This is a genomic window from Thalassospira sp. GB04J01, assembly GCF_000751115.1.
Classification (GTDB): Bacteria; Pseudomonadota; Alphaproteobacteria; order Rhodospirillales; family Thalassospiraceae; genus Thalassospira; species Thalassospira lucentensis.
The window spans coordinates 198,150-223,563 of the sequence record NZ_CCDX020000005.1; the positions used below are offsets into that span (position 1 = coordinate 198,150).

The following is a 25,414-nucleotide window of genomic DNA, read 5'->3' on the forward strand; positions in this document are numbered from 1 at the left end:
TACCTGCGCACTTGGCAAGGCTTTTACGCCGAAACAATCGAAAAGGCGAAGGACGTTACGTTTCCCCATTACCCGCGCGCGCGCTCCACAGTATTGACCACCGGGGTTGCCCGCAAAGCGGCAATGATATTGGTCAGGTGTTTGACATCGACAACATCGACATCAATCAACATCTCAAAGAAATCCGTGGTCCGGTTGGTAAAGCGCAGATTGGTGATATTGCCATGGTTCTTGGCAATCACACTGGTAATGGAACTAAGCGCGCCCTGCTCGTGCCCGACGGTCAAGCCAAGGCGCCCGATGAAGTGTTCAGGGTCGCCATCATTGTCCCAGCCAACATCAAGCCAGCGTTCAGGCTGCTCGGTAAAGGTTTCAAGCGTGTCACAGTCAATCGTATGGATCGTAACGCCCTTACCCGTCGTCACAATCCCGACAATGCGATCGCCCGGCAAGGGATGACAACACCCGGCATAATGCACCGCCATGCCCGGAATAAGCCCTTTAAGCGGGATGGCATGCTCGTGCTTGCGGGGGCGCCCTTTTTCAAGCGGTATAATCTTGCGCGCGGTTTCGGTGTCTTTCGATCCCGGGAATACGGCATGAACAACTTCACGCCCGGTATGGTGCCCTGCCCCGACCGAGCTTAGCAATGATTCAACCGTTGGCAGCTTGAAGATTTTCAGAACACCATCAATGGCCTTGTCAGAATAATCATAGCCTTCCTGACGGAACGCCTTTTGCAGGATCGCTTTGCCAAGGTCCTTGTATTGGTCTTCCTGCTGCTGGCGAATGAACCGGCGAATTCGCGCGCGTGCTTTGCCAGTAACAACAAACCGTTCCCACGTCGGATTAGGCGTTTGCGCCTTTGACGTGACGATCTCGACCTGATCACCGTTATTCAGCACGGTGCGCAGCGGGACCATCGCACCATTGACCTTTGCCCCGACACAAGTGTCGCCGATATGGGTATGGATCATATAGGCGAAATCAACCGGGGTTGCGCGTGCTGGCAATGCAATGACTTCGCCCTTCGGGCTAAAGCAGAACACCTGATCCTGGAACATCGCAAGTTTGGTGTGTTCAAGGAACTCTTCAGGCTCGGACGCATGTTCAAGAATATCAAGCAGATCGCGCAGCCAGCGATACTGCACACCTTCTTTTTGCGGGCCAGCCTTTTGCGAGCCACCTTCCTGCTTGTACGCCCAGTGTGCCGCAACGCCGTTATCGTTTACTTCGTGCATCTCACGGGTACGTATTTGCACCTCGATACGATGGTTTTCCGGGCCAAGAACGGTTGTGTGAATGGACCGGTAACCGTTCGGTTTTGGGGTCGAAATGTAATCCTTGAACCGCCCCGGTACGACTTTGTAATTGGCATGCAAATAGCCAAGAACCTCGTAACATTGCGGCATATCTTCGACCAAAACCCGAAACGCCATGATGTCAGACAGCTCACCAAAGGTGATGTTCTTGCGCTGCATCTTTTGCCAGATCGAATATGGCCGTTTTTCACGCCCATAAATATCAACCTTCAGGCCCTGGCGCACGATAACGTCTTTAAGCTCTGAGACAATGCGATTAACAACATTGTCGTCCTTCTCACGCAGGAACTCCAACCGGGCAAGGATCGAGTCACGGCCTTCAGGGTTGATATGCTGAAACGCCAGATCTTCGAGCTCTTCCTTGATATCATGCATACCGATGCGTTCAGCAAGCGGGGCATAAATTTCAAGCGTTTCTGCCGCGATGCGCACCCGTTTTTCGGGTTTGTCGATGTAATGCAACGTGCGCATATTGTGCAGGCGATCCGCCAGCTTGACCAACAGAACCCGAATGTCTTCTGACATGGCAAGCAGCAGCTTGCGGAAGTTCTCGGCCTGCTTTGAATCGGCTGATTTCAACTCGATCTGGGTCAGCTTGGTAACACCATCCACCATCTTGAGGATGTTGGTGCCAAACAGCTTGGTAATTTCTTCTGGCGTGGCATCGGTATCTTCGATGGTGTCATGCAGAAGCGCCGTGATGATCGTATCGCAATCGAGCTTGTAATGGGTCAGAATGCCCGCGACTTCGATCGGATGGGAAAAATATGGATCGCCCGAGGCGCGCTTTTGAGAACCATGTTTCTGGGTCGCATAGACATAGGCCCGATTAAGCGTGGTTTCGCACGCATCGGGGTCGTAAGCCTTTACCCGTTCAACAAGTTCATATTGACGCATCATTCAGGGGGCATCTCCGCAAATCACGACTGGGGCACAAACCACGCCCCGTTCATAAGATAGTACGATTTAGACAAAAAAAAGCCACGGAAGATAAACACCGTGGCTTTTCTTTTGAAACGGTCTCACAACAACGTCGCTGTGACCTTATTCTTCTTCGGATGGTGCAACCACACCAACCGACGCATCTTGGACTGCTTCTGCAACCAGTTTCGGTCCGAAATCGTCTTCGGATTCTTCTGGTTCATCAGGTTCAACATGTCGCTGCAGACCCTGAACCAAGCCATTGCGCAGTTCGTCGAAATCAACTTTTTCTTCAGCGATTTCACGAAGCGAAACAACAGGGTTCTTATCGTTGTCACGATCAATGGTCAGTTCAGCGCCAGCCGAAATGTTGCGTGCACGCTGAGCAGCAATCATAACCAGCTCAAAGCGGTTCGGAATCTTGTCTACGCAATCTTCGACGGTAACGCGCGCCATAAATGTCTCCAGAAAAACTTTTGGGGTGTCCAGACCGAGCTTTATAGCGCCGGATCGTTTGTGTTGCAACAGCGAAACCACACTTTAGAACAGGTTTTCACTGCATTTTTTAGCGATCTACCTGTTGTCTGATCTGCTGATCGGATGGAAGATCGGAAATCAGGTCTTCGACCGACCTGTTCAAAACCGGATGCACCCACCCTGGCGCAACATCGCGCAACGGCAAAAGAACAAACGCCCGTTCTGCCATTCTGGGATGGGGTACCTGAATTCCGCCGTCTTCGGCGATCAACTCACGGCCATAGGCAACCAGATCAAGATCAATCACCCGCGCGGCATTGCGTTCGCGACGCACCCGACCAAATTCAGATTCAACGTCATGCAGACGTGATAGCAAATCATGGGCAGAAAGGTCCGTCGACAACCGCGCAACACCATTCACATACCAAGGCTGATCGGAAACCGGCACCGGGGCTGTTTCATAAAATGATGACACACAATCCACCAAAACATCGCCATCCTTGGCCAAATGTTCCAGTGCCGCCTTCAATGTTTGCGCTGGCGCACCATATTGATCGGTAGGCAGATTTGCACCGAAAGCGATCAGAATAGCGTTTTCAGACGTATGGTGACTGTTGGACGTCGACGAGGTGCTCACAAAGCAGGCTTTCGGGTCTGTGGGTGTCGGGAAAGACGGCATATCTAAGGGAGTCAGCATATTCTGTCTATGACATTCTGTGACATTTTCACCTTTCCTTGTCCACCTACCCACGGTAAACATTTGGTGTTCCGTTTTTTTTAGGAACAGCATACTTAAATTTGATGTTTGAGGAATTTATATGATGATTTTTTACCCGCAAGAGCGGATCGGGCTCTTTATTGATGGCTCCAACCTCTACGCTGCGGCACGTGCGCTTGGTTTTGACATTGATTACAAACGCCTTTTGGAACTGTTTTCGCAAAAAGGTCAGTTGATCCGTGCATTTTACTACACGGCGCTGATTGAAGATCAGGAATATTCCCCCATTCGCCCGCTTGTCGATTGGCTTGATTACAACGGCTATACCATGGTCACAAAACCGACCAAGGAATTTACCGATGCCACTGGCCGTCGCAAAATCAAAGGCAACATGGATATCGAGTTGGCGATTGACGTCATGGAAATGGCGCAACACCTTGATCATGTTGTTATTTTCTCGGGCGACGGTGATTTCCGCCGCCTAGTCGATGCCATCCAGCGCAAAGGTGTCCGGGTAACGGTTGTCTCCACGGTTAAATCGAACCCGCCGATGGTTGCCGATGAACTGCGCCGTCAGGCCGACAATTTCATCGAACTGACCGACCTTGAAGGCACAATCGCACGCAAGGTTCAGCAACGTCGCGACGATGATCATCCTGACATTGATGATCACCCCGACCACCCTGAACTTGATGATGAGTTCGACTACACCTGATTGAACGCCGTGCCCCGCCCATCCTGATCACGACCGGTTACGGCCCGCACCGTAACCGGCAAACTGTCAGATCTGCCATGACCGCCTATCAGCAGCCCGACCGAGATTGCCTGCTTTGCCCGCGCCTTGTTGAATTTCGCCGGGCAAATCAGGAAAAATTTCCCCATTTCTACAATGGCCCGGTGCGGCCATTTGGCCCGATTGATGCCCGACTTTTGATTGTCGGCCTTGCCCCCGGCCTAAAGGGTGCCAATGCCACAGGCCGCCCGTTTACCGGCGATTATGCCGGCGATCTTCTCTATGACACGCTCAAAAAATTTGGATTTGCCAAAGGCACCTACGACAAACGTCCTGATGACGGGCTGGAACTGCTTGATTGTCGCATTACCAACGCCGTTAAATGCGTTCCGCCGGAAAATAAACCGACCGGGCCAGAAGCCAACACCTGCCGCCCGTTCCTGATCAGTGAGTTTGACGCGATGACCAACCTTTCGGCCATTTTGTGCCTTGGTCAAGTCGCCCATCAGGCAATGATGCGCACCTATGGCTTGAAGCTTTCAGCATTTAAATTCGCCCACCGTGCATCACATCGCATGGAAAATGGCATCACATTGTTTGATAGCTATCACTGTTCGCGCTACAACACCCAGACCTATCGCCTGACGCCAGAGATGTTTGAAAACGTCTTTGTCGACATCCGCGCACATCTGGACGGTTAAATTGCCCGATATACCACCCATGCACGACTTGCTCGACCGACCTGCTCAACGTCTGCCGATTGACGTTCTGCGAGACGTTTTTGGCTATGACAGTTTTCGCGGTCAACAGGCCGAAGTCATTGACCATGTGATTGCCGGCAACGATGCGCTTGTCCTGATGCCAACCGGCGGCGGCAAGTCGCTTTGCTATCAGGTTCCAGCCCTCTGCCGACCGGGGACCGCGATTGTTGTCTCGCCCCTGATTGCCTTGATGAAAGATCAGGTCGACGCGCTAAGCCAGCTTGGCGTGAAGGCCGCCTTTATCAATTCGACACTGGCCCCCGATGCCGCGCGCGAGATCGAGGCGCGTGCGATTGATGGCGACATCGATCTGCTTTATGTCGCACCGGAACGCTTTGCATCTGATCGGTTTTTAAACCTTTTGGACCGCATTAGCATTTCGCTGTTTGCGATTGACGAGGCCCACTGCGTATCGCAATGGGGCCATGATTTCCGCCCCGAGTATCGTCGCCTTGATCTGTTGCCGACGCGCTTTGCCCATGTGCCGCGCATTGCCCTTACCGCAACGGCAGATACACCAACGCGCAAAGACATCGCCGAAAACCTTCATCTGACAGATGCCCAGTGCTTTCTGACCGGCTTTGACCGCCCCAATATCACGTACCGGATTGAAACCAAGGGCAACGCCAAACAGCGGTTATTGTCATTCTTAAACCGTGAACACGTCGAAGATGCCGGGATTGTCTATTGCCTGTCGCGTCGCAAAACCGAAGACATCGCCCAATGGCTGACCGATAATGGTCGCCCGGCCCTTCCCTATCACGCCGGCTTGACACAGGACGTGCGCCAACGCCACCAGGACCGTTTCCTGCGCGAAGATGGAATGATCATTTGCGCCACCGTGGCCTTTGGCATGGGGATCGACAAACCCAACGTCCGGTTTGTCGCCCACCTCAATCTGCCCAAAAGCATGGAAGCCTATTATCAGGAAACCGGCCGTGCGGGTCGTGATGGGCTGCCCGCCAATGCGTGGATGAATTACGACCTGTCTGACATCGTATCGATCCGCAGCATGGTCGCCGGCTCCGAAGCCCCCGAAGCGCAAAAGCGCATTGAATCGCGCAAACTCGACGCGCTTGTTGGCCTTGCCGAAACAACCAAATGCCGCCGACAAGTCATCTTGTCGTATTTTGGCGAAGATCGCCACGAGCCTTGTGGTAATTGCGACACATGCCTTGAACCTGTGGAAACATGGGACGCGACCGAGGCCTCACGCAAGGCCCTATCGGCGGTTTACCGCACCGGACAGCGGTTTGGACCGGCCCATGTGATCGAGGTTTTGATCGGCCGCAAAACTGAAAAAATCCGTCAGAACGGTCACGACAACATCTCGGTTTATGCCATTGGCAAAGACATTGCCCAGCCGCAATGGCGGTCTGTTTTCCGTCAACTTCTCGCGATGGGGTATCTGCAAGTCGATGTCGAAGGCCATGGCGGCGTTTATCTGACCGAAGACTCACGACCGGTTTTGCGCGGTGAAAAAGTCGTTGAAATGCGTAAAGACCCGGGCGAAAGCAAACGCGCAACAACGCGGCGCCTGCGCGATTTCGATACTGAATTTGAAAATGAAGAAGACCGCGATCTTTGGGAACGGCTGCGCACCATGCGCCGTGAGCTCGCCACGGGCCAGAATGTCCCGCCGTATGTGATCTTTAGCGACCGGACACTTTGGGAAATGGTGCGTTTCAAACCCCGCACCCTTGAAGACATGATGTCCATCAATGGCGTTGGCGTGAAAAAGCTCGACCAATATGGCTTGGCATTTTTGGATGTTATGGACGGGCGGCGTTAATCACAGCCGCCCATCTATCTGAAGTCAAGTCAGGCTACTCGGGAAATGAGTTACTAATCTGCAAGTCCGGCCTTGATTGCGATGATGACTTCATCATCACCGGGTTTGACGCGCGTTTCAAAGCTGTTGATGAGCGCCCCGTCCCGACCAATCAGATATTTATGGAAGTTCCACTGCGGCGCATTATCCGCACCAAGTGTTTGTTCCGCCCACTTAAAAAATGGGTGAGCGTCTGGCCCCTTAACCCCGGTTTTGGACGTCAGCGGGAAATCGATATCAAAATTGACTTCGCAAAAATCCTGGATTGCTGCGTCGTCACCATATTCCTGCCCCCCAAAATCACCTGATGGCACGCCCAGAACGACCAAACCATCGTCCTTGTAATCGTCCCACAGCTTTTGCAGCCCCTCATATTGCGGCGTGTAACCACACATAGATGCGGTATTGACCAATAAGACGAGCTTGTCACGATAATCTGACAGATTAATTTCACCACCATCAATGGCAGGAAATGAAAAGTCATACGCAGTGTGCGCATCACCCGATGCCATACTTCCTCTCCCGGAAAAAATGACTATTACAAGAAGAAGCGAAAACAATACAACGAATTGAAATGACTTGCTACTTGGGTAATCGAGTCTAGCCATATCGTTCCTCCGTCCAGGGATCGGCGTTATTGTGATATCCGCGTTCTTCCCAGAATCCCGGTTTGTCGTGCTTGGCGAAATTGATCTCGCGCACCCATTTCGTACTTTTCCAGAAATACAACTTCGGAATAACCACGCGAACCGGACCACCGTGCTCCTCGGTCAAGGGCTCACCTTCCCAATGGTGGGCGATGAGCACATCGTCATCAAGGAACTGATCAATTCGGACATTGGTCGTATAGCCGTCATGGGCGGTGAACAAAACATGCGTCGCATCTTTGGTCGGCTTGACGATATCAGCCAGTGCCAACGCCGACACACCATGCCAGTGATTATCGTACCGCGACCAACTGGTGACACAATGAATATCATTCTTTGCCTGAACATTTGGCAGATCAAGAAGCGCTTGAAAATCAAGGATGAGCGGGTTTTCTACCTCCCCCGTAATTGACAGTTCAAAAGCATCTGGACTGATATGCGGCGTAATACCAAGATCAAGAACCGGCCAATCCTTGACCAAACGTTGGCCCGGCGGCAAACGGTTCTCGTGCTTTTCATCCGCAGCACCGGTCAGAAGACGCCCGTCTTCGGCCCATTTGCGTTTGGCCGCAATCAGCTTGTCCTTGATTTTGCCACTGAAACTTTGCGTCACAGAACTCTCCTTTACTACAAGCTGATACGGAAAATGGCGTCAACATGTTCACCATGACGACGCCATTTAATCACTAAATCTTGGACCGCGTGCAATTCACATGCGCGCGATGTTACCTGCTAACGGTCAATATCAGCTAAAATCGCGCAGAATACGCGCTTTATCGCGCTGCCAATCACGCGCTTTAACCGCTTCTCGCTTATCGGCTTTTTTCTTACCTTCCGCGATGGCTACTTCAAGTTTGGCGATGCCGCGTTCCGTAAAATACAGTTTCACGGGAACAAGGGTGAAACCCTTTTTGTTCAACGCGTCGTGCATTTTTGTGATTTCACGCTTACGCAGCAGCAACTTGCGCGGACGGCGTTCTTCGTGCCCGAACGGCATTTTGCTTTGATATTCAGGAATATAGCAGTTCACCAGCCAAACTTCGCCATTTTTGGCCTCGGCATAGGATTCCTGAATATTACCTTTGCCATCGCGCAGCGATTTGACCTCGGTTCCACGCAAAACGATCCCGGCTTCAAAAGTTTCCGTCAGGAAAAAATCAAAGCGGGCGCGCCTGTTTTGCGCGACGATATTCGTGTTATCGGTCTCTTTCTTGGGTGCCATAAATCAGCTTTAATCGCCTAGTGGCCGAGAATACCAGCGCCCTCAAGCGCGGCTTCGACCTTGCGTTTGGTTTCATCGGCAATCTCGACCATCGGCAGACGCATGTGGCGTCCACACAGGCCGAGAAGTTCTGCCGCGTATTTTACAGGTCCGGGGCTCGATTCACAGAACATCGCCTTGTGAACCGGCATCAGTCGATAATTCAACTCCTGAACCTTCGAAAGGTTCCCTGCCGCCCATGCGCTATGAAGATCAGCGCAGAGTTTCGGGGCAATATTTGATGTCACCGAAATGCAACCATGTCCGCCCTGTGCAAGGAAGGGAACAATTGTCCCGTCTTCGCCCGAAAGCTGGCAGAAATCAGCCCCTGCTGCCAAACGGGTCAATGCAGGACGCTCAAGATCGCTGGTCGCATCTTTGACACCAACAATGCGCGGCAATTTCGCAAGCGACGCCATGGTATCAACTGACATGTCAACGGTCGAACGGCCCGGAATGTTGTAAATCACAATCGGGATGTCGGTCGCATCGTGAATCGCTTTGTAATGCGCATGCAGTCCCGCCTGGGTCGGTTTGTTGTAATAAGGTGTCACAACAAGGGCTGCATCCGCACCGGCATTCTGGGCATGACGTGTCAGCGAAACGGCTTCTGCGGTCGAATTTGAACCTGTACCGGCGATAACCGGGCCGCGCCCCTTGGCAACTTCAAGTGCCAGTTCAACCACGCGATGGTGTTCGGCATGGCTAAGGGTCGGCGATTCACCGGTGGTTCCGACAGGCACAACACCCGCCGTGCCCTGTTTAAGCTGCCAATCCACAAAATCCTGGAACGCCTTTTCATCGATCGCACCATCACGGTCAAACGGTGTAATCAAAGCGGTAATAGAACCCTTAAACATAGAGATCTCCAAATCTTGGATGGATTGAAAGCGGACGCGAAAATAGCGGCTGTTGGTCATTCCCGCAAGCACTGTATACATTAATAAGTCGGTTCTGCGATTGCGGTTGCAATTTCCGACGAGGACTGTTTGGCTTTTGTCAAATTCACTGCCATAATGCGCAGGTCTAAAGCGCAAAAGCTGCCGAAAGGCACAAGGGGACAATTACATGGCGCAAGCGTCTTTCCGCAAGATTTCGGTCTGCGCATTGGCACTGGGCTTATCAATGCTGATGCCAACAGGCAATCAGGCAAAGGCCGAGGCATACGAAGACAATCTTCTTCTAACGCAACCGCCCTCGCCGGCCTATTCCGCAGTCAGCCGGGCCAGACTGAATGCATTTCTTGATGCTCTTGAAAACGGGCGTACAGAAACGTTTGAGCAATTGCTCCCGAACTTTGAGGATCCGTTGCTGCAAAAGGCCGCAGAATGGATGTGGCTTGTTGCCCCGAATTCGGGGCGAAGCTTTGAAGAAATCACCACTTTTATCGACGCCCATCCAAAATGGCCGAGTCAGTCGTTGCTGCGCCAGCGTGCCGAAGAAGCCATGACCGATGCGGTGCCTGACGCCGAAATTCTCGCATGGTTCAAACGATCTGCACCGGTAACCGCCGATGGCGCAACCCGCCAAATCAAGGCCCTTTTGAACGCCGGACAGGTATCTGCTGCAACCGCCTTGGTCCGCGCAAGCTGGATCAACGAAAATTTCGGCAGTGGACAGGAACGCCGTTTCCTTGACCGGAACAGCAAATACATCGATCAGGATACCCATCAACAGCGCCTTGACCGCCTGTTGTGGGAAGGCCGACTTGGCCCGGCATCACGCACGATGGAATATGTCAGTGACGACTATCGCCTACTGGCAAAGGCCCGTGCAGCATTGCGCTCAATGAGTGGCGGTGTGGATGCGGCAATCAACCGCGTCCCTGAAAAATACCGCAATGATCCGGGATTGATATACGAACGAGTTCGCTGGCGTCGCATCAAGGACCGTGATCAGGAAGCCCGTGATCTGCTGCTGTCACAGGCAAATGATCTGGCCTACATCTCGATCCGCCCACAATACTGGTGGCTTGAAAAGGCCATTTTGGCGCGTCGCGCCCTGCAAAAGGGCCATATCACCGATGCCTATCGTTTGGTCGCCAACCATGGTCAGACCGATGCAGGGGATATTGCAGAAGCCGAATGGTATGCTGGGTGGATTGCGCTCGAGTTCCTTGGCGATGCGGATATCGCCCTCACGCACTTCCAGAACCTTTATGATGTTGTGCAGTACCCGATCAGCCTGTCTCGCGGTGCCTATTGGGCCGGTCGTGCCAGTGAAAAAATTGGCGACAAGGACCGTGCACACCATTGGTATAAACTTGCCGCGGAACATGCCCATACATTCTATGGTCAACTGGCAATCGATGCGCTTGGCGCCAAACCAAGCTATTCAGTGATCCAACCTGTCCCGACAGCAAAACAACGTGCAGATTTTGAAAATCAGGAACTGACACAGGTTGTTCGCAAACTTGGCGATCTTGGCCTTGGCAACATCATCCGCCCCTTCATCATGGCACTGGTTTATGAACATGATGAACCGGAATATCTCGCCATGGCGACCGATCTTGCACGTGAATATGGCCGGGCCGACCTTGGCATTATTGCCGCCAAACGAAGCATTCGTTCTGGCAGCGGCTATCTTGATGCCGCCTATCCGGTCCATGAACAGGTTCCGTTGGGACGCAATCCAGATCCTGGCCTTGTACATGCGATCATGCGCCAGGAAAGCCTGTTTAACCCGAATGCGGTGTCATCTGCCGGTGCACGCGGTTTGATGCAATTAATGCCCGCAACGGCAAAGCGCATGGCACAGTCGCTGGACCTTGAATATGAAACCGAACGTCTGACCGAAGACCCGTCGTTCAACATTGCTGTTGGACGTGCCTATCTTGCGCGGTTGCTGGATCGTTGGGGTGGCGAAGAAGTCCTGACAATTGCCAGTTACAATGCAGGACCAACCCGTGTGCGCCAATGGGTCAACGAATATGGTGATCCGCGCGACCCCGATGTTGATGTGGTCGACTGGATTGAAATGATCCCCTATAGCGAAACCCGAAATTACGTGCAGCGCGTGATGGAAGGAACCTATGTCTATCGCAGGCGTTTTGCCCGCGACGAAATCGCGATGGGGCAAGACAACCCCAAGACCGACGAATAAACCCACCGTTGCGCACAGTCGGAAAACACATCGGCTTGCACAATGGTTACCATCGCACCAAATTTGATCCATCCTGCTTGTCAGAAGAAGGTCGAAAATATGTCCGATAAAGAACTTTCATCCTGCCGCGCATTTGTATTCGATGCTTACGGTACACTTTTCGACGTCGGCTCCGCCGTTGCCAAGTTCCGCGACACGGTCGGCGACGAGGCAGAGCGACTTTCCGCAGTCTGGCGGCAAAAGCAACTTGAATACACCTGGCTGCGCAGCCTGATGGGTGATTTCACCGACTTCTGGACCGTTACCGGCGATGCCCTTGATTTTGCCATGGAACAGATTGGTAAAAAGGACCCGGTGTTACGCGCCAAGCTGATGGAAACCTATCTGTCACTTGATACCTTCCCTGAAGTTGTCGAAACGCTCAAGACCCTTAAATCGCAGGGCCACAAGCTGGCCATCCTGTCGAACGGGGCCAAGCATATGCTGATTTCAGCGGCAAAATCATCGGGCATACTTACGTTGTTCGATCACATTATCTGTGTTGATGATCTCAAAACTTATAAGCCGCACCCAGATGTCTATCAGTTGGCCGTCGATCAGCTCGAAGTTGACGCCGCCGAGATATCGTTCCAGTCGTCCAATGGCTGGGATATTGCCGGTGCCGGGCATTTCGGCTTCCGCACTGCATGGATCAATCGCAGCAAACAACCAATGGAACGTCTGTCACATCAGGCCGATGTGGTCCTCAACGGTCTGGACGAACTTTTGCCCCTGATTGAGGCACCACAAGAAGCGTAACTGGGAACACTGGACAGTGCTTTTCTGACAGACGACATTACGACCAATAAAAAAGGCAGGCCAAACGGGCCTGCCTTTCATTTTATGGAACCAGCGGATCGCGACTTGTTGGTCACGTGGTCGCGCTCGTGGTGATCATCTTTAGATCACTTGCTGTGTTCTTTTTTGATATGAGACGCAACAACCTGCCCTGCCTGAATAACCGTCAGGCCGCCTTCTTCGGCAAGGCCTTCAATACGGCGGCAGTGCCCTTCGATATGGGCACCGGGCTCGATTGACAGGCTTTCATGAAGGATATCGCCCATCATGCGTGCTGTATCTGCCAGCGATACGTCACGGGCTCGGACTTGCCCGGTGACGGAACCGCAAATGCGAATCTTGTCGGCAACGATTTCGCCGCGGACTTCGCCAGATTGACCAATGGTCAGATTACGGGTGCGAATGTCACCATTCACAGAACCATCCACCTGCACATCAGATTCCGAAATCAGATCGCCGGTTACCCGAAGATCCGCATTAATTACTGAAAGGCCACCCTTCTTCTCGGCAGCAGAACCACCGTGATTAGTTGTTGCCGTTTGTTTCGTCTTGCTCGTTTTTGAAAACATAACGTCCCGCCTCAATGAACTTTATCGGATTGACCGGTTTGTCATTAACCAAGACCTCGTAATGAACATGGCTTCCCGTACTTCGTCCGGTACTTCCCATCAATGCAACGATGTCTCGATAACCTACTTCATCGCCCTTCTTTACGAGGACCTTGTATAAATGCCCAAAACGGGTTCGAACGCCGTTCCCATGATCGAGTTCGACCATCTTCCCGTATTTGCCACTCCACCCTGCATGCACCACTTTTCCGGGTGCTGTAGCAAAGATCTTTGTTTTGACCGGCCCGGCAAGATCGACACCGGAATGAAAGGCCCATTTCCCATTGATCGGGTCTTTTCGTTTACCGAACGGACTGGATAGATAGTAAGCCCCTGCCGGTTCCCCGATCGGTGCCTTCGTTATTCGCTCATTCAGATTGGCAAGATGATCCATGCGATCATTCAAGGCCACGGCTGTATTGACGAATTCCTCGTCCTGCGGATGTTCGGGCTCAAACGCCACGAACGGACCACCAATCCCCGGTTCATCGGGCTTCATCGGCGGCAGGATAAATTCTTCCGGCTGCAAGCCGGTCATTTCAAGAACACTTTCCAGTTCAAGAATAGTACTGTCTGCGGTTTCTGCCACCCGCTGCATCGCCTGTTGCTGCACGGTATGCAAATCGGCAATACGCTGGCGCGTGTCACTCAGTTCAACCTGCAACTTCTTTGACCGCTGCAAGGCCTGATCCCGTTCACGCATGAGCCGCGACATCACAGTTTCAACTGTTTCGAGTTCATCGCGCAGCGCCAGATTACGGTTGGTAATCCCGTCGATCTGCCCCTGAAGGGCCGACATCTGGTTGTCCATTGACGTCCGAAGCGCAGAAATACGGGTTTTTTCTTTCTCACTGCTTTCGAGCTTGGACGTATAATCCTGTACACGCGCTTGAAGCTGCATGTTCTTTTCGGCCATCGACAGAAGGTTGCGGTGCGTCCCTTCCATCTGGGTCGTAATTTCGCCAAACCGACGCTGACTTTCTGTAACCCGCGTAATCAACTGGTTATAGGACAGCTCGCTGCGAAAAAGTTGCTGTTCGCGCGTCGCCAGCCTTTGATCAAGGTACCAACTATACCCCGATACGCCGACCATCCACGTAATGGCAGCCGCCCCGAACGAAGCCAAACCGAGCTGTGCGTATTTTCCAAGCCGAAGCTGGTAAACGGAATCGTTTGATCGGACCAGTATCTGCCGGTCCGGGAACCATTTATTCACCAAGCGACGCGTGCGTTCAAACGCCGACATATTCAGTATATAACCCCTACTTGCCCGTACTCACGCGTCCGGGACCCCCGATCACGCATTGTTTCTTCTTAGCCCCATCGATCTTATTTTTTGCTTTATCTTTACGCTACCTGTAACTCGCCACTCAGGCAAGCATGTTAACGCAACCTTAACTTCAAAATTTTCTCCGGTCGGTTGCTTTGCTATGGTACTTAATGGCATGTTCAATAGCTAATGTGCGGATCAGTAATGCCTTTTTCCCGTTTTTTGATCACCTGCTCCGCCACCTGGTTCTATAGCGGAAAAAGTCCAAAGGCCCCCGGCACGATGGGGTCTTTTGCCGCATTACCGTTCGGCTGGTTGTTGTGGGCTTACGGTGGCAACACCGCCCTTATCGTTGCCAGCATCGTTGTTTTCGTTTTCGGCGTGTTTATCGCTGATCGATACAGCCACATGATCGGCGTCCATGATGCCGGTGAAATCGTCATTGATGAAGTTGTCGGTCAATGGATGTGCCTGATGGTCATTCCGCTTGGCAATGGCTGGATCGATCTTGCCTGGCTGTTTGGGGCTTTCATCGCGTTTCGTGTATTTGACGTTTTAAAGCCGTGGCCGATCCGCTGGGTTGACCGCCGCGTTGGGGGCGGGTTTGGCATCATGTGCGATGATGTTCTGGCAGGAATATTCGCAATGATCATACTTGCCGGCATCCATCATTTCATCAGCGGGGGATTTGTATGATGATAGATGACGATATCCTGACCGCCGCACGTAATCTGATTGAAAAATGCACCCAACAGGGCGAAATGATCGCAACGGCCGAGTCTTGTACCGGTGGATTAATCACCGGCGCACTGACTGCCGTCGATGGCAGCTCATCTGTGGTTGATTGCGGGTTTGTCACCTATTCCAACGAGGCAAAGCACAGCTTGATCGGTGTAAGCCAAGATGTACTGGCCGAACATGGTGCCGTGTCACTACAGGTCGCCAAGGCCATGTGCGAAGGCGCATTACAGCGCGCCCCGAATGCAACCATTACCGTCTCTGTCACCGGCATTGCCGGTCCGGGTGGCGGAAGTGCGTTAAAACCTGTTGGCCTGGTTCATTTTGGCTGTGCAGGCAAAGGGCGAGCAACCAAACTGTATCACGAAGTCTTTCCCGGTGATCGCCATGCGGTGCGTAAGGCAACCATCCTTCAAGCCTTTGCCATGATCAACGACATGCTAAGCGACTGATCACAGCGATATACGCCTGCCCCAGCCTCCATGATCGAGATATAAAAGAGAGTTAGTCGCCCGATGGCGGCACGTTCGGCGCGCCATACACTTCGCGGGCCCGGTTTTCGAACGCCCCCACCATTCTTTTGACCGCTTCGTTAAAGACCACACCGATCATCTTTTGCAACAGGGCTGATCGGAATTCAAAATCAACGAAGAAATCAAGCCACGTCCCGCCGTCCTCATCCTTTTCAAACACCCAATGGTTGTTGAGGTATTTGAACGGCCCTTGCAGATACTCGACATCAATCCGGTCCGGGCGCTGCAAGGTTACTTTGGATGTGTATTTCTCGCGGAACATCTTAAAGCCAATCACAAGATCGGCTTTAAGAACATCACCCTCGCGACTGCGTACACGCGATGCAACGCACCACGGCAAGAACTCGGAATAGGAATCGACATCCTCGACGAGTGCAAAGAGTTGTTCCTGCGTATAAGGCAGCTTCCTGCGCTCTGCATGCGTCGGCACTCGATATCTCCCCTTATCGTCGCGCGTGTCGTTTCTAACTTATTCGGCTGCTTCGGTTGCGCGTGCCGCTTTTGCTTTGGCCTGATCTGCCGCCGCCAGCTTTTTCTCACGTGCTTCACGCAGCTGTTCGAAATCTCGGTCCGCGTGATAGCTCGAACGCGTCAACGGCGTTGCTGACACCATCAAAAAGCCCTTACCACGTGCCATCGATGCATATTCATCGAATTCATCAGGCGTCACGAACCGATTGACCGGCTCATGTTTAAGGGTTGGCTGCAAATACTGCCCAATTGTCAGGAAATCGACATCAGCAACACGCAGATCATCCATAACCTGTGAGAGTTCCTTACGTTCTTCGCCAAAACCAACCATCAGGCCCGATTTGGTAAAGATCGTCGGATCAATCTGTTTCACACGATCCAGAATGCGCAGCGACTGGTAATAGCGCGCGCCCGGACGGATGTTGGTATAAAGACGCGGCACGGTTTCCAGATTGTGGTTAAACACATCCGGGCGTGCCTTGGCGACGATTTCAACCGCTCCCGGCTTATCGCGGAAATCCGGGGTCAGAATTTCAATGGTGGTTTCCGGCGCTTTATGACGGATCGCTTCGATCACGCGGGCAAAGTGGGCTGCCCCGCCATCGGCAAGGTCATCACGGTCAACAGACGTGATCACAACATGCTTAAGCTGCATGTCGGCAACCGCCATCGCCAGATTTTCCGGCTCAAACGGGTCAAGCGCGTTCGGCATCCCGGTTTTAACGTTACAGAACGAACATGCCCGTGTGCAGGTGTCGCCCATAATCATGAAGGACGCGTGCTTTTTCTGCCAGCATTCACCGATATTCGGGCATGCCGCTTCTTCGCAGACCGTATGCAGGTTCAGACCACGCGCAAGTTCGCGGGTTTCCTGATACCCCTTCGACGTCGGCGCCTTAACACGGATCCAGGACGGCTTGCGTCCTGATGGACGATCCGGGCGTTTTTGCTTTTCCGGGTGACGAAGTGCTTTCGCCTCGTTCTGCGCCGTCGACATAGAGTGACCTCCGAAGGATTTGACGGGCGGCAATGTGCCGCCACGCCACGTATTTGTCAAACCGACATTCGTCAAAGTACGTCATACCGGGCATGCTTGCCCGGTAAAACGCGATATTTTAGAAATGGATCGCACGCCCATAGGCGTCAAGGACCGACTCATGCATCATTTCCGAAAGTGTCGGATGCGGGAAGATCGTATGCATCAGGTCTTCTTCGGTCGTCTCAAGCCCCATGGCCACGACAAAGCCCTGAATAAGCTCGGTGACTTCGGTCCCAACCATATGCGCGCCCAGCAATTCGCCGGTTTTCGCATCAAACACGGTTTTCACCAGACCTTCGGGCTCCCCCAATGCAACCGCCTTGCCGTTGCCAATGAACGGGAATTTGCCAACTTTGACATCGTATCCGGCGTCTTTGGCCTTGGCTTCGGTCAGGCCGACACTGGCGACCTGTGGATGGCAATAGGTACAGCCCGGAATCTTAAGCGGATCAATCGGGTGAACATTTTTGACACCGGCGATTTTCTCAACACAGATCACACCTTCATGCTCGGCCTTATGGGCCAACATCGGCGGACCGGCGACATCGCCAATGGCATAGATGCCTGGTTCTGCGGTGCGCGAATATTCATCGGCACCAATGACGTTGCGATCAACTTTGACCTTGGTGGTTTCAAGACCAAGGTTTTCGGTATTGCCAATCACGCCAACAGCCGAAATCACGCGATCAACGGTGATTTCCTGTTTCTTGCCGTCTTTGGTCTCAACCGTCACAACAACGTTATCCGCATTGCGCTTCAGATTGGCAACCTTGGCTTCGGTCAGGATTTTCATCCCGTCCTTGGTCATCATCTTCTGCGCAAGGGCGGCCACTTCCTTATCTTCGACCGGCATGATCTGCGACATGATTTCAACCACCGTCACATCCGCACCCATGGTGTGATAGAAGCTGGCAAATTCGATCCCGATTGCGCCCGACCCGACAACCACAATGCTTTTGGGCATTTTGTCTGGCGTCATCGCCTTTTTGTAATCCCAGACCACCTTGCCGTCGGCCTCAAGCCCCGGCAGCGAACGGGCACGTGCGCCGGTGGCAATGATGTAATGCTTTGCCGTATAGGTGCCTGCATCCTTGCCTTCAACAACGATCTTTTTCGGGCCATCAAACTTGGCTTCGCCGTTGATGACGGTAACCTTGTTCTTCTTGAGAAGATGACCAACACCGCCGGTCAGCTGTTTGGAAACGCCACGCGACCGCTGAATGACGGCATCAAGATCAAAGGATGGCTTTTCGCACGAAAGGCCATATTCCTTTGCATGGTTCATATTGCGATATACTTCGGCTGAACGCAGCAACGCCTTGGTCGGGATACAGCCCCAGTTCAGGCAAATACCACCAAGATGTTCACGTTCAACAACAGCCGTTTTCAGGCCAAGCTGGGCAGCACGGATTGCGGTTACATAACCACCCGGACCTGCACCAATCACGATTACGTCGAAATTGCTATCCGCCATCGTAGGATCTCCTTCGCCTGCCCGTCACCGGTTACAGGTCTTGAAATTCAAATGCTTGCGGGGACTAATTAAAGTCCCCGCGCAACTTTGGACCCTCAGAGCAGCATGCTCAGCGGATCTTCAATCAGCTTTTTGAATTCGGCCATGAACTCGGCACCGACCGCGCCATCGACCGCACGGTGGTCAACAGACAGGGTGCAGCTCATGACCGTGGCAATGGCAAGCGCGCCGTCTTTAACAACCGGACGCTGCTCGCCTGCACCGACGGCAAGAATGCAACCCTGCGGCGGATTAATGATGGCAGAAAATTCCTTAATGCCAAACATGCCCAGATTGGAAACCGAGAAGGTCCCGCCCTGATAATCTTCCGGCTTAAGTTTGCCATCACGTGCTTTGCCAGCAAGTGCTTTCATCTCGCCCGAGATCTCAGCAAGGCCTTTGGAGCCGGCATCACGCACAACCGGCGTAATCAGCCCACCCTCGATGGCAACCGCCACCGAGATATCCTGTTTCTTGCACATCAGGGTCGCTTTGTCAGTCCAGATGGCGTTCGCCGCCGGGACTTTTTTAAGTGCCAACGAAACAGCACGGATGACAAAGTCATTGACCGAGATTTTGACACCGTCACCAGCTTTTTCATTCAGCTGCTTACGGGTGGCAAGAAGGTTGTCGAGTTCGCAATCGACCGTCAGGTAGAAATGCGGAACCTGCTGTTTGGATTCTGTCAGGCGACGCGCGATGGTTTTGCGCATGCCACTGTTCGGAACTTCTTCGTATTCCGGAAGACCGGTCAAATCCGGGTTCCAGCCAGATGCCGCCGGTGCAGCAGAAGCAGCCGGTGCAGATGGCGCAGCCTCTGCGTCCGATTTCTTTTCTGCCGGTTTCGACGACATGGCCGCTTCGACGTCACGTTTAACAACGCGACCACGCGGACCAGAGCCGGTTACAGCCGCAAGGTCAACACCTTCGTTCGACGCAATGCGTCGTGCAAGCGGGCTGGCCTTAACGCGCTCACCACCAGATACAGGGGCTGCTGGTGCCTGACTTGCTTCTGCCGGGGCAGAAGCAGCCGCTGGTGCGTCTTCTTTGGCTGGTGCAGGCTCTTTTGTTTCTTTGGAACCTGCCGCCGAGGTATCCGCTGCTGACGTATCAGCACCGTCAAGCGCGCTTTCGTCTTCGTCTTCTTCAAGCAGAAGCGCGATTACCTCGTTTACAGGAACCCCCTCGCTGCCTTCGGCAACAAGGATTTTACCGATTTTGCCTTCATCGACGGCTTCGACTTCCATCGTGGCTTTGTCGGTTTCAATTTCTGCGATGACATCGCCCGATTCAACGGTATCACCTTCCTTGACGTGCCATTTTGCCAAGGTGCCTTCGGTCATGGTCGGCGAAAGCGCCGGCATCAATACTTTTACAGGCATGAACACATTCTCCCGGTAACGGGGCGGCGCGTTTTACAACCGCACCTGCCCCTGTCCGTATCACTTAGCGATAGCAAACGGCCTTGGCCGCATCGACGATGTGCTGCTCTTGCGGAAGTGCAAGCACTTCCAAGTTTGCAGCATACGGCATCGGAACATCTTCCCCGGCGACACGCGCAACCGGTGCGTCGAGGTAATCAAATGCATGTTCCATGACCGCCGATGCGATTTCCGCACCGATACCGGCGAAGTGCCAGCCTTCTTCACAGGTGACAATACGGTTGGTTTTCATCACCGAGCGAATGATCGTGTTCACATCCAGCGGACGGATCGTACGCAGGTTGATAACCTCGGCCGAGATGCCCTGCTCTGCCAGCTGTTCAGCAGCTTTCAGTGCCTTGCCAACCATGATCGAGAAAGCAACGATGGTGACATCGGTCCCTTCGCGTTCAATTTTGGCCTGACCGATTGGCAGAACGAAATTGTCGTCATCAGGAACTTCGAAGCTCTGACCGTACATCAGTTCGTTTTCAAGGAAGACAACCGGGTTCGGGTCGCGGATCGCCGCCTTGAGAAGACCTTTGGCGTCTGCTGCCGAATACGGTGCAACGACCTTAAGACCCGGGCAATGTGCATACCATGATGCATAGCACTGCGAGTGCTGGGCACCAACGCGCGATGCGGCACCATTTGGACCACGGAACACAATCGGGCAACCAAGCTGGCCACCAGACATATAAAGCGTCTTTGCTGCCGAGTTGATGATCTGGTCAATCGCCTGCATGGCGAAGTTGAACGTCATGAATTCAACAACTGGTCGCAGGCCCATAAATGCGGACCCAGTCGCAAGACCAGCAAACCCCTGTTCGGTGATCGGCGTATCAACAACTCGCTTGTCACCAAACTCATCAAGCAGACCCTGGGTAACTTTGTAGGCCCCCTGGTACTCCGCAACTTCTTCGCCCATGACAAAGACGTTTTCATCACTGCGCATTTCTTCGGCCATTGCATCACGCAAGGCTTCACGCACCGACTGGGTTTTAAAGCTGGTGTAGGTTTTCTCATCCTGCGTTGCGTTAACAACACTCATGGCGCGCGGATCGGACTCCGCACGTTCAATCGTACCACTTGCGGAAACCGGGGCGGCCTTTGCCGTGCTCGGTGCCGGTGTTTCTTTTTCTTCGGCGGGTGCCGGTGCGGCTTCTGCTTTGGGCGCAGGTGACGCAGAAACGTTATCAAGTGCAGATGCATCCTCGTCTTCGTCGAGGATGTACGCGATGACTGCATTCACCGCGACATTTTCGGTACCTTCAGCGATCACGATCTTGCCCACAGTACCTTCATCGACAGCTTCGACTTCCATCGTCGCCTTGTCGGTTTCAATTTCTGCGAGGACGTCACCGGATGCGACAGTGTCGCCTTCCTTGACAATCCATTTGGCAAGCGTGCCTTCGGTCATGGTCGGCGACAGCGCCGGCATCAAAACTTCAATCGGCATTGTTCCCTCTCTCCCGGGAAAAATCGTTCAAAAGCGGTTCGCGAGAGTTCGCGATCACGCGTCGATCAGAATATCGGTAAACAGCTGCGAAACATCCGGTTCCGGGCTGTTCTGTGCGAACTCGGCCGCTTTTGCGACGTCGGATTTCACTTCCTTGTCGATATCTTTCAGGCCAGCTTCGTCGATGATGTCACCATCAATAAGAAGCTTTTTGACCATATCGATCGGATCGTGTTCTTTGCGCATCTTGTCGAGTTCGTCCTTGGTGCGATATTTCGCAGGATCCGACATCGAATGACCGCGATAACGATACGTTTTCAGCTCAAGGATATAAGGGCCCTTGCCTGCGCGGCAGTGTTCAACCGCACGTTCGCCAGCGGCTTTCACCGCCAGAACATCCATACCGTCAACCTGTTCACCCGGAATGCCATAAGCAGAGCCGCGCTGATAAAGATCAGGACTGGATGAATGACGCTGGGTAGAGGTACCCATGGCGTACTGGTTGTTCTCGATGCAATAAATCACCGGAAGCTGCCAGAGTGCGGCCATATTGAAGGACTCGTATACCTGCCCCTGGTTGACGGCACCGTCACCAAGATAGGTCAGGCAGACCTTGTCTTCACCGCGATATTTGTAATTGAAGGCAATACCGGTCCCAAGCGGAACCTGTGCGCCAACGATACCATGTCCGCCATAGAAATTCTTTTCCTTGGAGAACATATGCATCGAGCCACCCTTACCTTGGGAGTAGCCGCCTTCGCGACCTGTCAGCTCGGCCATCACGCCACCGGCATCCATACCACATGCAAGCATGTGTCCATGGTCACGGTAACTGGTGACAACACCATCGTCGCCGGTAACAGCAGCCTGCATGCCGACAACGACTGCTTCCTGCCCGATGTAAAGGTGACAGAAGCCACCGATGAGACCCATGCCATACAGCTGACCGGCTTTTTCTTCAAAGCGACGGATCAGAAGCATTTCACGGTAATATTTGAGGAGATCGTCACTGCTCGCCTGATTGTCGGCGCGCGTTGTGGCGCGTTTGCGTTTCGTGGTCGCCATGTTTCCTCCCGGTGGATGGCTGTCGCTTAAGCATCATGTATGAGCGCTTAATTCGGTACTGGACCACCGAAATGACTACCTAAAACCACGTGGAAGGGCAAGTAATCTAACACTGAATAAACCGTTGTTTTGCAACGCACAATTGCTGATAAACCATAAATTGGTTAATTATCGCAATTTCACAAATATACAGATTTTCAGGGTTTTCAGCTACTTGGGGCGATCCTTTAAAATCCGTTCATTCCCTGACGTCACAAATGCTATGCTTTTATGAACATAATATCGCATAGCCGTAAAAGAACAAATACAACCCCAGAAGGCATTCAATATCAACGCCCTCAACTGTTTTCCTGAGGAATTGGCATTTCAACCAAAAGTCAGTTGAAACAAAACCTTATCCAAAGGGATTTATTACTGAAGCCATTTCACAACTGTAAATATTCACATCAAGCACAGGATTTGTGCCAAACCGGCGCCAAAACGGCAAAAGTTACAATAATTGCAATCAATGGATTCTCCGGCCTGTTTTAAAGCACCGGAAGAAACGATGACGTAGTGCCGGGAAGATTACTTCTGCGCTGTGATGGTTGCGGTGTCGCTGTAGCCATCATGATGGAAGATAATCACATCATCTGGATGGGCGGCATTAAGCATCGCACGCGCACGTTCATCAAGCAGATCGGGGTCAAGATGCTTGGCGCGCAAGGACACAACATGTTGTTCAAGCAGTTTGCGCTTTTGCGTCGTCTCATCGCGGACCAAAGCAATCTCGGTGACACGATCCTGCATCGACCAATAGGTCAAAAGACCGCGATCACCTTCCACGCTGTGAAAGATAAAATACGCCATTACTGTAAATGCGATGACCGGTGCAACAGCCTGTTTAAGGCGACGAAAGACCGGTGATGTTGAAGACATTTACCCCTGCCCGTACGCACAAAGCCGATTTGACGGCTTTAAAAGTTATTCCGGCCTCGTAACATGAAAACAACATGCGTTATTTCCATGCCTTATCAGGTAGATAGCACCTGCTAAAGTCAGAAACCGGGTAATATTACCCGTCAAGTAACACCCAAACGCGTAAAAATAGAGTTAACCGCGCGCTTCAAACGCACAAAAATACGGTCAAACAGGTAATTCTGAATTAGGAAAATGGTGTTGCAAGAGCGCGCAGAAGCAGCCGTTTCATCCACCATTGCCTTGGCGTCCCGGCCTTTTCGGGCACCGCTCATTGCGCACAGAAAACGGGCCATCCCGGAATTCCCGGAACGGCCCGCTTTAACATCTATCGATCTTTAAAACCGATACGGCTTACTTCAGGATCGAACGACCCGGATAATACGCACCGGCATCAAGCATCTCTTCGATGCGGATCAACTGGTTGTATTTTGCAAGACGGTCAGAACGTGACAGCGAGCCGGTTTTGATCTGACCACAGTTGGTGGCAACTGCCAGATCGGCAATGGTCGAATCTTCGGTTTCGCCCGAACGGTGCGACATCACGGCAGTATAGCCTGCGCGATGGGCCATTTCGACGGCTTCAAGCGTCTCGGACAGTGTGCCGATCTGGTTGACTTTGACCAGGATCGAGTTCGCCACACCCTTTTTAATGCCGTCGGCCAGACGGATCGGGTTGGTCACGAAAAGATCATCGCCAACCAGCTGGGTTTTAGCACCGATTGCTGCGGTAAGTTCTGCCCAACCGTCCCAGTCATCTTCGGCCATACCATCTTCGATGGAGAAGATCGGGTACTTCCCGACAAGATCGGCCCAGTATTTGACCATACCACTGGCATCAAGGGTCTTGCCCTCGCCCGCCAGCACGTATTTGCCGTCTTTGTAGAATTCGGTTGATGCGGCATCAAGTGCCAGCACAACGTCTTCTTCCGGACGATAGCCCGCAGCTTCGATTGACTTCATCACATAGCTGATTGCAGCTTCGGTCGAGGCAATATTCGGTGCAAAACCGCCTTCATCGCCGACCGAAGTGCTCAGACCGTCTGCGGACAGTGCCTTTTTCAGGTTATGGAAGATTTCCGCACCCATACGGATCGCGTCTGACCCGGTTTCGGCTGAGACCGGAACAACCATGAATTCCTGAACATCGATGGCGTTATCGGCATGCTCGCCACCGTTGATGATGTTCATCATCGGCACCGGAAGGGTCCGCGCAAACGAACCCCCAACATAACGAAACAGCGGCAGGCCGGCATCTTCGGCCGCAGCCTTGGCTGTGGCAAGCGACACACCAAGAATCGCATTTGCGCCAAGGCGAGCTTTGTTCGGGGTACCGTCAAGATCGATCATGACGGTATCAACAGCAATCTGGTCTTCTGCATCCATGCCAACCAGTGCTTCAAAAATCTCACCATTGACCGAGGCCACTGCTTTGGTGACACCTTTGCCCATATAGCGGTCTTCTTTGTCACGCAGCTCAACAGCTTCGTGCGCACCGGTTGACGCGCCAGACGGAACGGCAGCACGACCAAAGGCGCCATTTTCCAGGGTGACATCAACTTCGACCGTCGGGTTACCACGGCTGTCAAGGATTTCGCGGCCGCGAATATCGATAATAGCGGTCATGACTGAAACGTTCTCCTTAAGGACGAGGAAGCAAGCCCTTTATTGGGCCTGCGGGTTACAGCAAAAACAATGCCGCCAGACATGTTCTGGCGGCATTTTTATTT

The 25,414-nt window shown here is 52.8% G+C and carries 24 protein-coding genes; 7 read left to right on the top strand and 17 right to left on the bottom strand.

Translation table 11 applies throughout. The features are described 5' to 3' along the window. Positions 1-68: 68 nt before the first annotated feature. From AMM48_RS02470 to folK, 3 genes are all read right to left on the bottom strand, one after another. On the bottom strand, positions 69-2,222 hold the full coding sequence (locus AMM48_RS02470; RefSeq protein WP_102782781.1) for a bifunctional (p)ppGpp synthetase/guanosine-3',5'-bis(diphosphate) 3'-pyrophosphohydrolase: 2,154 nt from the start codon (positions 2,220-2,222) through the stop codon (positions 69-71). 144 nt (positions 2,223-2,366) lie between these two features. Next, complete coding sequence (gene rpoZ, locus AMM48_RS02475; protein ID WP_022732319.1) at positions 2,367-2,699, bottom strand: DNA-directed RNA polymerase subunit omega; 333 nt, start codon at positions 2,697-2,699, stop codon at positions 2,367-2,369. A gap of 109 nt (positions 2,700-2,808) precedes the next feature. Next, entirely contained in the window at positions 2,809-3,357 is a 549-nt protein-coding gene (gene folK, locus AMM48_RS02480; protein ID WP_244271094.1) for a 2-amino-4-hydroxy-6-hydroxymethyldihydropteridine diphosphokinase, read from the bottom strand. 184 nt (positions 3,358-3,541) lie between these two features. On the opposite strand from folK, the gene AMM48_RS02485 reads away from it, so the two are divergent. The 3 genes from AMM48_RS02485 to recQ all read left to right on the top strand — a co-directional run bounded on the left by AMM48_RS02485 (position 3,542) and on the right by recQ (position 6,724). After that, positions 3,542-4,153 carry an NYN domain-containing protein gene (locus tag AMM48_RS02485; RefSeq protein ID WP_028791546.1) on the top strand — a complete coding sequence of 204 codons (612 nt, stop codon included), beginning with the start codon at positions 3,542-3,544 and terminating at the stop codon, positions 4,151-4,153. A gap of 77 nt (positions 4,154-4,230) precedes the next feature. Next, on the top strand, positions 4,231-4,872 hold the full coding sequence (locus AMM48_RS02490; protein ID WP_102782783.1) for a uracil-DNA glycosylase: 642 nt from the start codon (positions 4,231-4,233) through the stop codon (positions 4,870-4,872). A gap of 19 nt (positions 4,873-4,891) precedes the next feature. Continuing rightward, positions 4,892-6,724 carry a DNA helicase RecQ gene (gene recQ / locus AMM48_RS02495; protein ID WP_022732323.1) on the top strand — a complete coding sequence of 611 codons (1,833 nt, stop codon included), beginning with the start codon at positions 4,892-4,894 and terminating at the stop codon, positions 6,722-6,724. A 53-nt stretch (positions 6,725-6,777) separates the two neighbouring features. Here recQ and AMM48_RS02500 read toward each other — a convergent pair whose 3' ends face one another. From AMM48_RS02500 to dapA, 4 genes are all read right to left on the bottom strand, one after another. After that, a complete protein-coding gene (locus AMM48_RS02500; protein ID WP_244271095.1) occupies positions 6,778-7,371 on the bottom strand; it encodes a glutathione peroxidase in 594 nt (197 codons plus the stop codon). Continuing rightward, positions 7,364-8,023, bottom strand: coding sequence for a sulfite oxidase-like oxidoreductase (locus tag AMM48_RS02505; protein WP_102782785.1), 660 nt, complete (start codon positions 8,021-8,023; stop codon positions 7,364-7,366). The genes AMM48_RS02500 and AMM48_RS02505 overlap by 8 nt, the downstream gene beginning before the upstream one ends. A gap of 132 nt (positions 8,024-8,155) precedes the next feature. Further along, entirely contained in the window at positions 8,156-8,632 is a 477-nt protein-coding gene (gene smpB, locus AMM48_RS02510; RefSeq protein WP_022732326.1) for an SsrA-binding protein SmpB, read from the bottom strand. A gap of 17 nt (positions 8,633-8,649) precedes the next feature. Then, positions 8,650-9,531, bottom strand: a complete 882-nt coding sequence (dapA, locus tag AMM48_RS02515) for a 4-hydroxy-tetrahydrodipicolinate synthase (RefSeq protein WP_102782974.1) — start codon at positions 9,529-9,531, stop codon at positions 8,650-8,652. A 208-nt stretch (positions 9,532-9,739) separates the two neighbouring features. On the opposite strand from dapA, the gene AMM48_RS02520 reads away from it, so the two are divergent. After that, positions 9,740-11,773, top strand: a complete 2,034-nt coding sequence (locus AMM48_RS02520) for a lytic transglycosylase domain-containing protein (protein ID WP_102782786.1) — start codon at positions 9,740-9,742, stop codon at positions 11,771-11,773. 99 nt (positions 11,774-11,872) lie between these two features. Further along, positions 11,873-12,571, top strand: a complete 699-nt coding sequence (locus AMM48_RS02525) for a haloacid dehalogenase type II (protein WP_102782975.1) — start codon at positions 11,873-11,875, stop codon at positions 12,569-12,571. A 146-nt stretch (positions 12,572-12,717) separates the two neighbouring features. On the opposite strand, the gene AMM48_RS02530 is transcribed toward AMM48_RS02525, so the two are convergent. Both AMM48_RS02530 and AMM48_RS02535 read right to left on the bottom strand, forming a co-directional pair. After that, the gene (locus tag AMM48_RS02530) at positions 12,718-13,179 is read right to left on the bottom strand and encodes a polymer-forming cytoskeletal protein (RefSeq protein WP_102782787.1); all 462 of its coding nucleotides are present in this window, start codon (positions 13,177-13,179) and stop codon (positions 12,718-12,720) included. Next, on the bottom strand, positions 13,136-14,464 hold the full coding sequence (locus AMM48_RS02535) for a M23 family metallopeptidase (protein ID WP_022732331.1): 1,329 nt from the start codon (positions 14,462-14,464) through the stop codon (positions 13,136-13,138). The genes AMM48_RS02530 and AMM48_RS02535 overlap by 44 nt, the downstream gene beginning before the upstream one ends. A gap of 228 nt (positions 14,465-14,692) precedes the next feature. On the opposite strand from AMM48_RS02535, the gene AMM48_RS02540 reads away from it, so the two are divergent. Together AMM48_RS02540 and AMM48_RS02545 are read left to right on the top strand one after the other, a co-directional pair. Further along, positions 14,693-15,184 carry a phosphatidylglycerophosphatase A gene (locus AMM48_RS02540; protein ID WP_181951540.1) on the top strand — a complete coding sequence of 164 codons (492 nt, stop codon included), beginning with the start codon at positions 14,693-14,695 and terminating at the stop codon, positions 15,182-15,184. Continuing rightward, entirely contained in the window at positions 15,181-15,678 is a 498-nt protein-coding gene (locus AMM48_RS02545; protein WP_347876270.1) for a CinA family protein, read from the top strand. Before AMM48_RS02540 ends, AMM48_RS02545 begins: the two co-directional genes overlap by 4 nt. 52 nt (positions 15,679-15,730) lie before the next feature. Here the strand turns inward: AMM48_RS02545 and AMM48_RS02550 are convergent, their stop codons facing one another. The 8 genes from AMM48_RS02550 to eno form a co-directional block, all read right to left on the bottom strand. After that, positions 15,731-16,189 carry a type II toxin-antitoxin system RatA family toxin gene (locus AMM48_RS02550; protein ID WP_101300585.1) on the bottom strand — a complete coding sequence of 153 codons (459 nt, stop codon included), beginning with the start codon at positions 16,187-16,189 and terminating at the stop codon, positions 15,731-15,733. A gap of 39 nt (positions 16,190-16,228) precedes the next feature. Beyond that, complete coding sequence (gene lipA, locus AMM48_RS02555; RefSeq protein ID WP_101300586.1) at positions 16,229-17,227, bottom strand: lipoyl synthase; 999 nt, start codon at positions 17,225-17,227, stop codon at positions 16,229-16,231. A gap of 118 nt (positions 17,228-17,345) precedes the next feature. Further along, positions 17,346-18,743, bottom strand: a complete 1,398-nt coding sequence (gene lpdA, locus AMM48_RS02560) for a dihydrolipoyl dehydrogenase (protein ID WP_022732336.1) — start codon at positions 18,741-18,743, stop codon at positions 17,346-17,348. A gap of 95 nt (positions 18,744-18,838) precedes the next feature. After that, entirely contained in the window at positions 18,839-20,164 is a 1,326-nt protein-coding gene (locus AMM48_RS02565) for a pyruvate dehydrogenase complex dihydrolipoamide acetyltransferase (RefSeq protein WP_101300587.1), read from the bottom strand. 64 nt (positions 20,165-20,228) lie between these two features. Beyond that, on the bottom strand, positions 20,229-21,662 hold the full coding sequence (locus AMM48_RS02570) for a pyruvate dehydrogenase complex E1 component subunit beta (protein ID WP_022732338.1): 1,434 nt from the start codon (positions 21,660-21,662) through the stop codon (positions 20,229-20,231). A gap of 54 nt (positions 21,663-21,716) precedes the next feature. Further along, positions 21,717-22,727, bottom strand: coding sequence for a pyruvate dehydrogenase (acetyl-transferring) E1 component subunit alpha (gene pdhA / locus AMM48_RS02575; RefSeq protein ID WP_022732339.1), 1,011 nt, complete (start codon positions 22,725-22,727; stop codon positions 21,717-21,719). Between the two features lie 567 nt (positions 22,728-23,294). After that, the gene (locus AMM48_RS02580; RefSeq protein ID WP_022732340.1) at positions 23,295-23,645 is read right to left on the bottom strand and encodes a septum formation initiator family protein; all 351 of its coding nucleotides are present in this window, start codon (positions 23,643-23,645) and stop codon (positions 23,295-23,297) included. Positions 23,646-24,038: 393 nt separating this feature from the next. After that, positions 24,039-25,310, bottom strand: a complete 1,272-nt coding sequence (gene eno / locus AMM48_RS02590) for a phosphopyruvate hydratase (RefSeq protein ID WP_102782789.1) — start codon at positions 25,308-25,310, stop codon at positions 24,039-24,041. Between the last annotated feature and the right edge of the window lie 104 nt (positions 25,311-25,414).

Coding starts and splice junctions, on each gene's coding strand:
- AMM48_RS02500 (WP_244271095.1), bottom strand. CDS start 7,371: ATGGCTAGACTCGATTACCCAAGTAGCAAGTCATTTCAATTCGTTGTA.
- recQ (WP_022732323.1), top strand. CDS start 4,892: ATGCACGACTTGCTCGACCGACCTGCTCAACGTCTGCCGATTGACGTT.
- AMM48_RS02525 (WP_102782975.1), top strand. CDS start 11,873: ATGTCCGATAAAGAACTTTCATCCTGCCGCGCATTTGTATTCGATGCT.
- eno (WP_102782789.1), bottom strand. CDS start 25,310: ATGACCGCTATTATCGATATTCGCGGCCGCGAAATCCTTGACAGCCGT.
- dapA (WP_102782974.1), bottom strand. CDS start 9,531: ATGTTTAAGGGTTCTATTACCGCTTTGATTACACCGTTTGACCGTGAT.
- AMM48_RS02545 (WP_347876270.1), top strand. CDS start 15,181: ATGATGATAGATGACGATATCCTGACCGCCGCACGTAATCTGATTGAA.
- smpB (WP_022732326.1), bottom strand. CDS start 8,632: ATGGCACCCAAGAAAGAGACCGATAACACGAATATCGTCGCGCAAAAC.
- AMM48_RS02535 (WP_022732331.1), bottom strand. CDS start 14,464: ATGTCGGCGTTTGAACGCACGCGTCGCTTGGTGAATAAATGGTTCCCG.
- pdhA (WP_022732339.1), bottom strand. CDS start 22,727: ATGGCGACCACGAAACGCAAACGCGCCACAACGCGCGCCGACAATCAG.
- AMM48_RS02580 (WP_022732340.1), bottom strand. CDS start 23,645: ATGTCTTCAACATCACCGGTCTTTCGTCGCCTTAAACAGGCTGTTGCA.
- AMM48_RS02490 (WP_102782783.1), top strand. CDS start 4,231: ATGACCGCCTATCAGCAGCCCGACCGAGATTGCCTGCTTTGCCCGCGC.
- rpoZ (WP_022732319.1), bottom strand. CDS start 2,699: ATGGCGCGCGTTACCGTCGAAGATTGCGTAGACAAGATTCCGAACCGC.
- AMM48_RS02570 (WP_022732338.1), bottom strand. CDS start 21,662: ATGCCGATTGAAGTTTTGATGCCGGCGCTGTCGCCGACCATGACCGAA.
- AMM48_RS02565 (WP_101300587.1), bottom strand. CDS start 20,164: ATGCCTGTAAAAGTATTGATGCCGGCGCTTTCGCCGACCATGACCGAA.
- lipA (WP_101300586.1), bottom strand. CDS start 17,227: ATGTCGACGGCGCAGAACGAGGCGAAAGCACTTCGTCACCCGGAAAAG.
- AMM48_RS02485 (WP_028791546.1), top strand. CDS start 3,542: ATGATTTTTTACCCGCAAGAGCGGATCGGGCTCTTTATTGATGGCTCC.
- lpdA (WP_022732336.1), bottom strand. CDS start 18,743: ATGGCGGATAGCAATTTCGACGTAATCGTGATTGGTGCAGGTCCGGGT.
- AMM48_RS02540 (WP_181951540.1), top strand. CDS start 14,693: ATGCCTTTTTCCCGTTTTTTGATCACCTGCTCCGCCACCTGGTTCTAT.
- AMM48_RS02530 (WP_102782787.1), bottom strand. CDS start 13,179: ATGTTTTCAAAAACGAGCAAGACGAAACAAACGGCAACAACTAATCAC.
- AMM48_RS02520 (WP_102782786.1), top strand. CDS start 9,740: ATGGCGCAAGCGTCTTTCCGCAAGATTTCGGTCTGCGCATTGGCACTG.
- AMM48_RS02470 (WP_102782781.1), bottom strand. CDS start 2,222: ATGATGCGTCAATATGAACTTGTTGAACGGGTAAAGGCTTACGACCCC.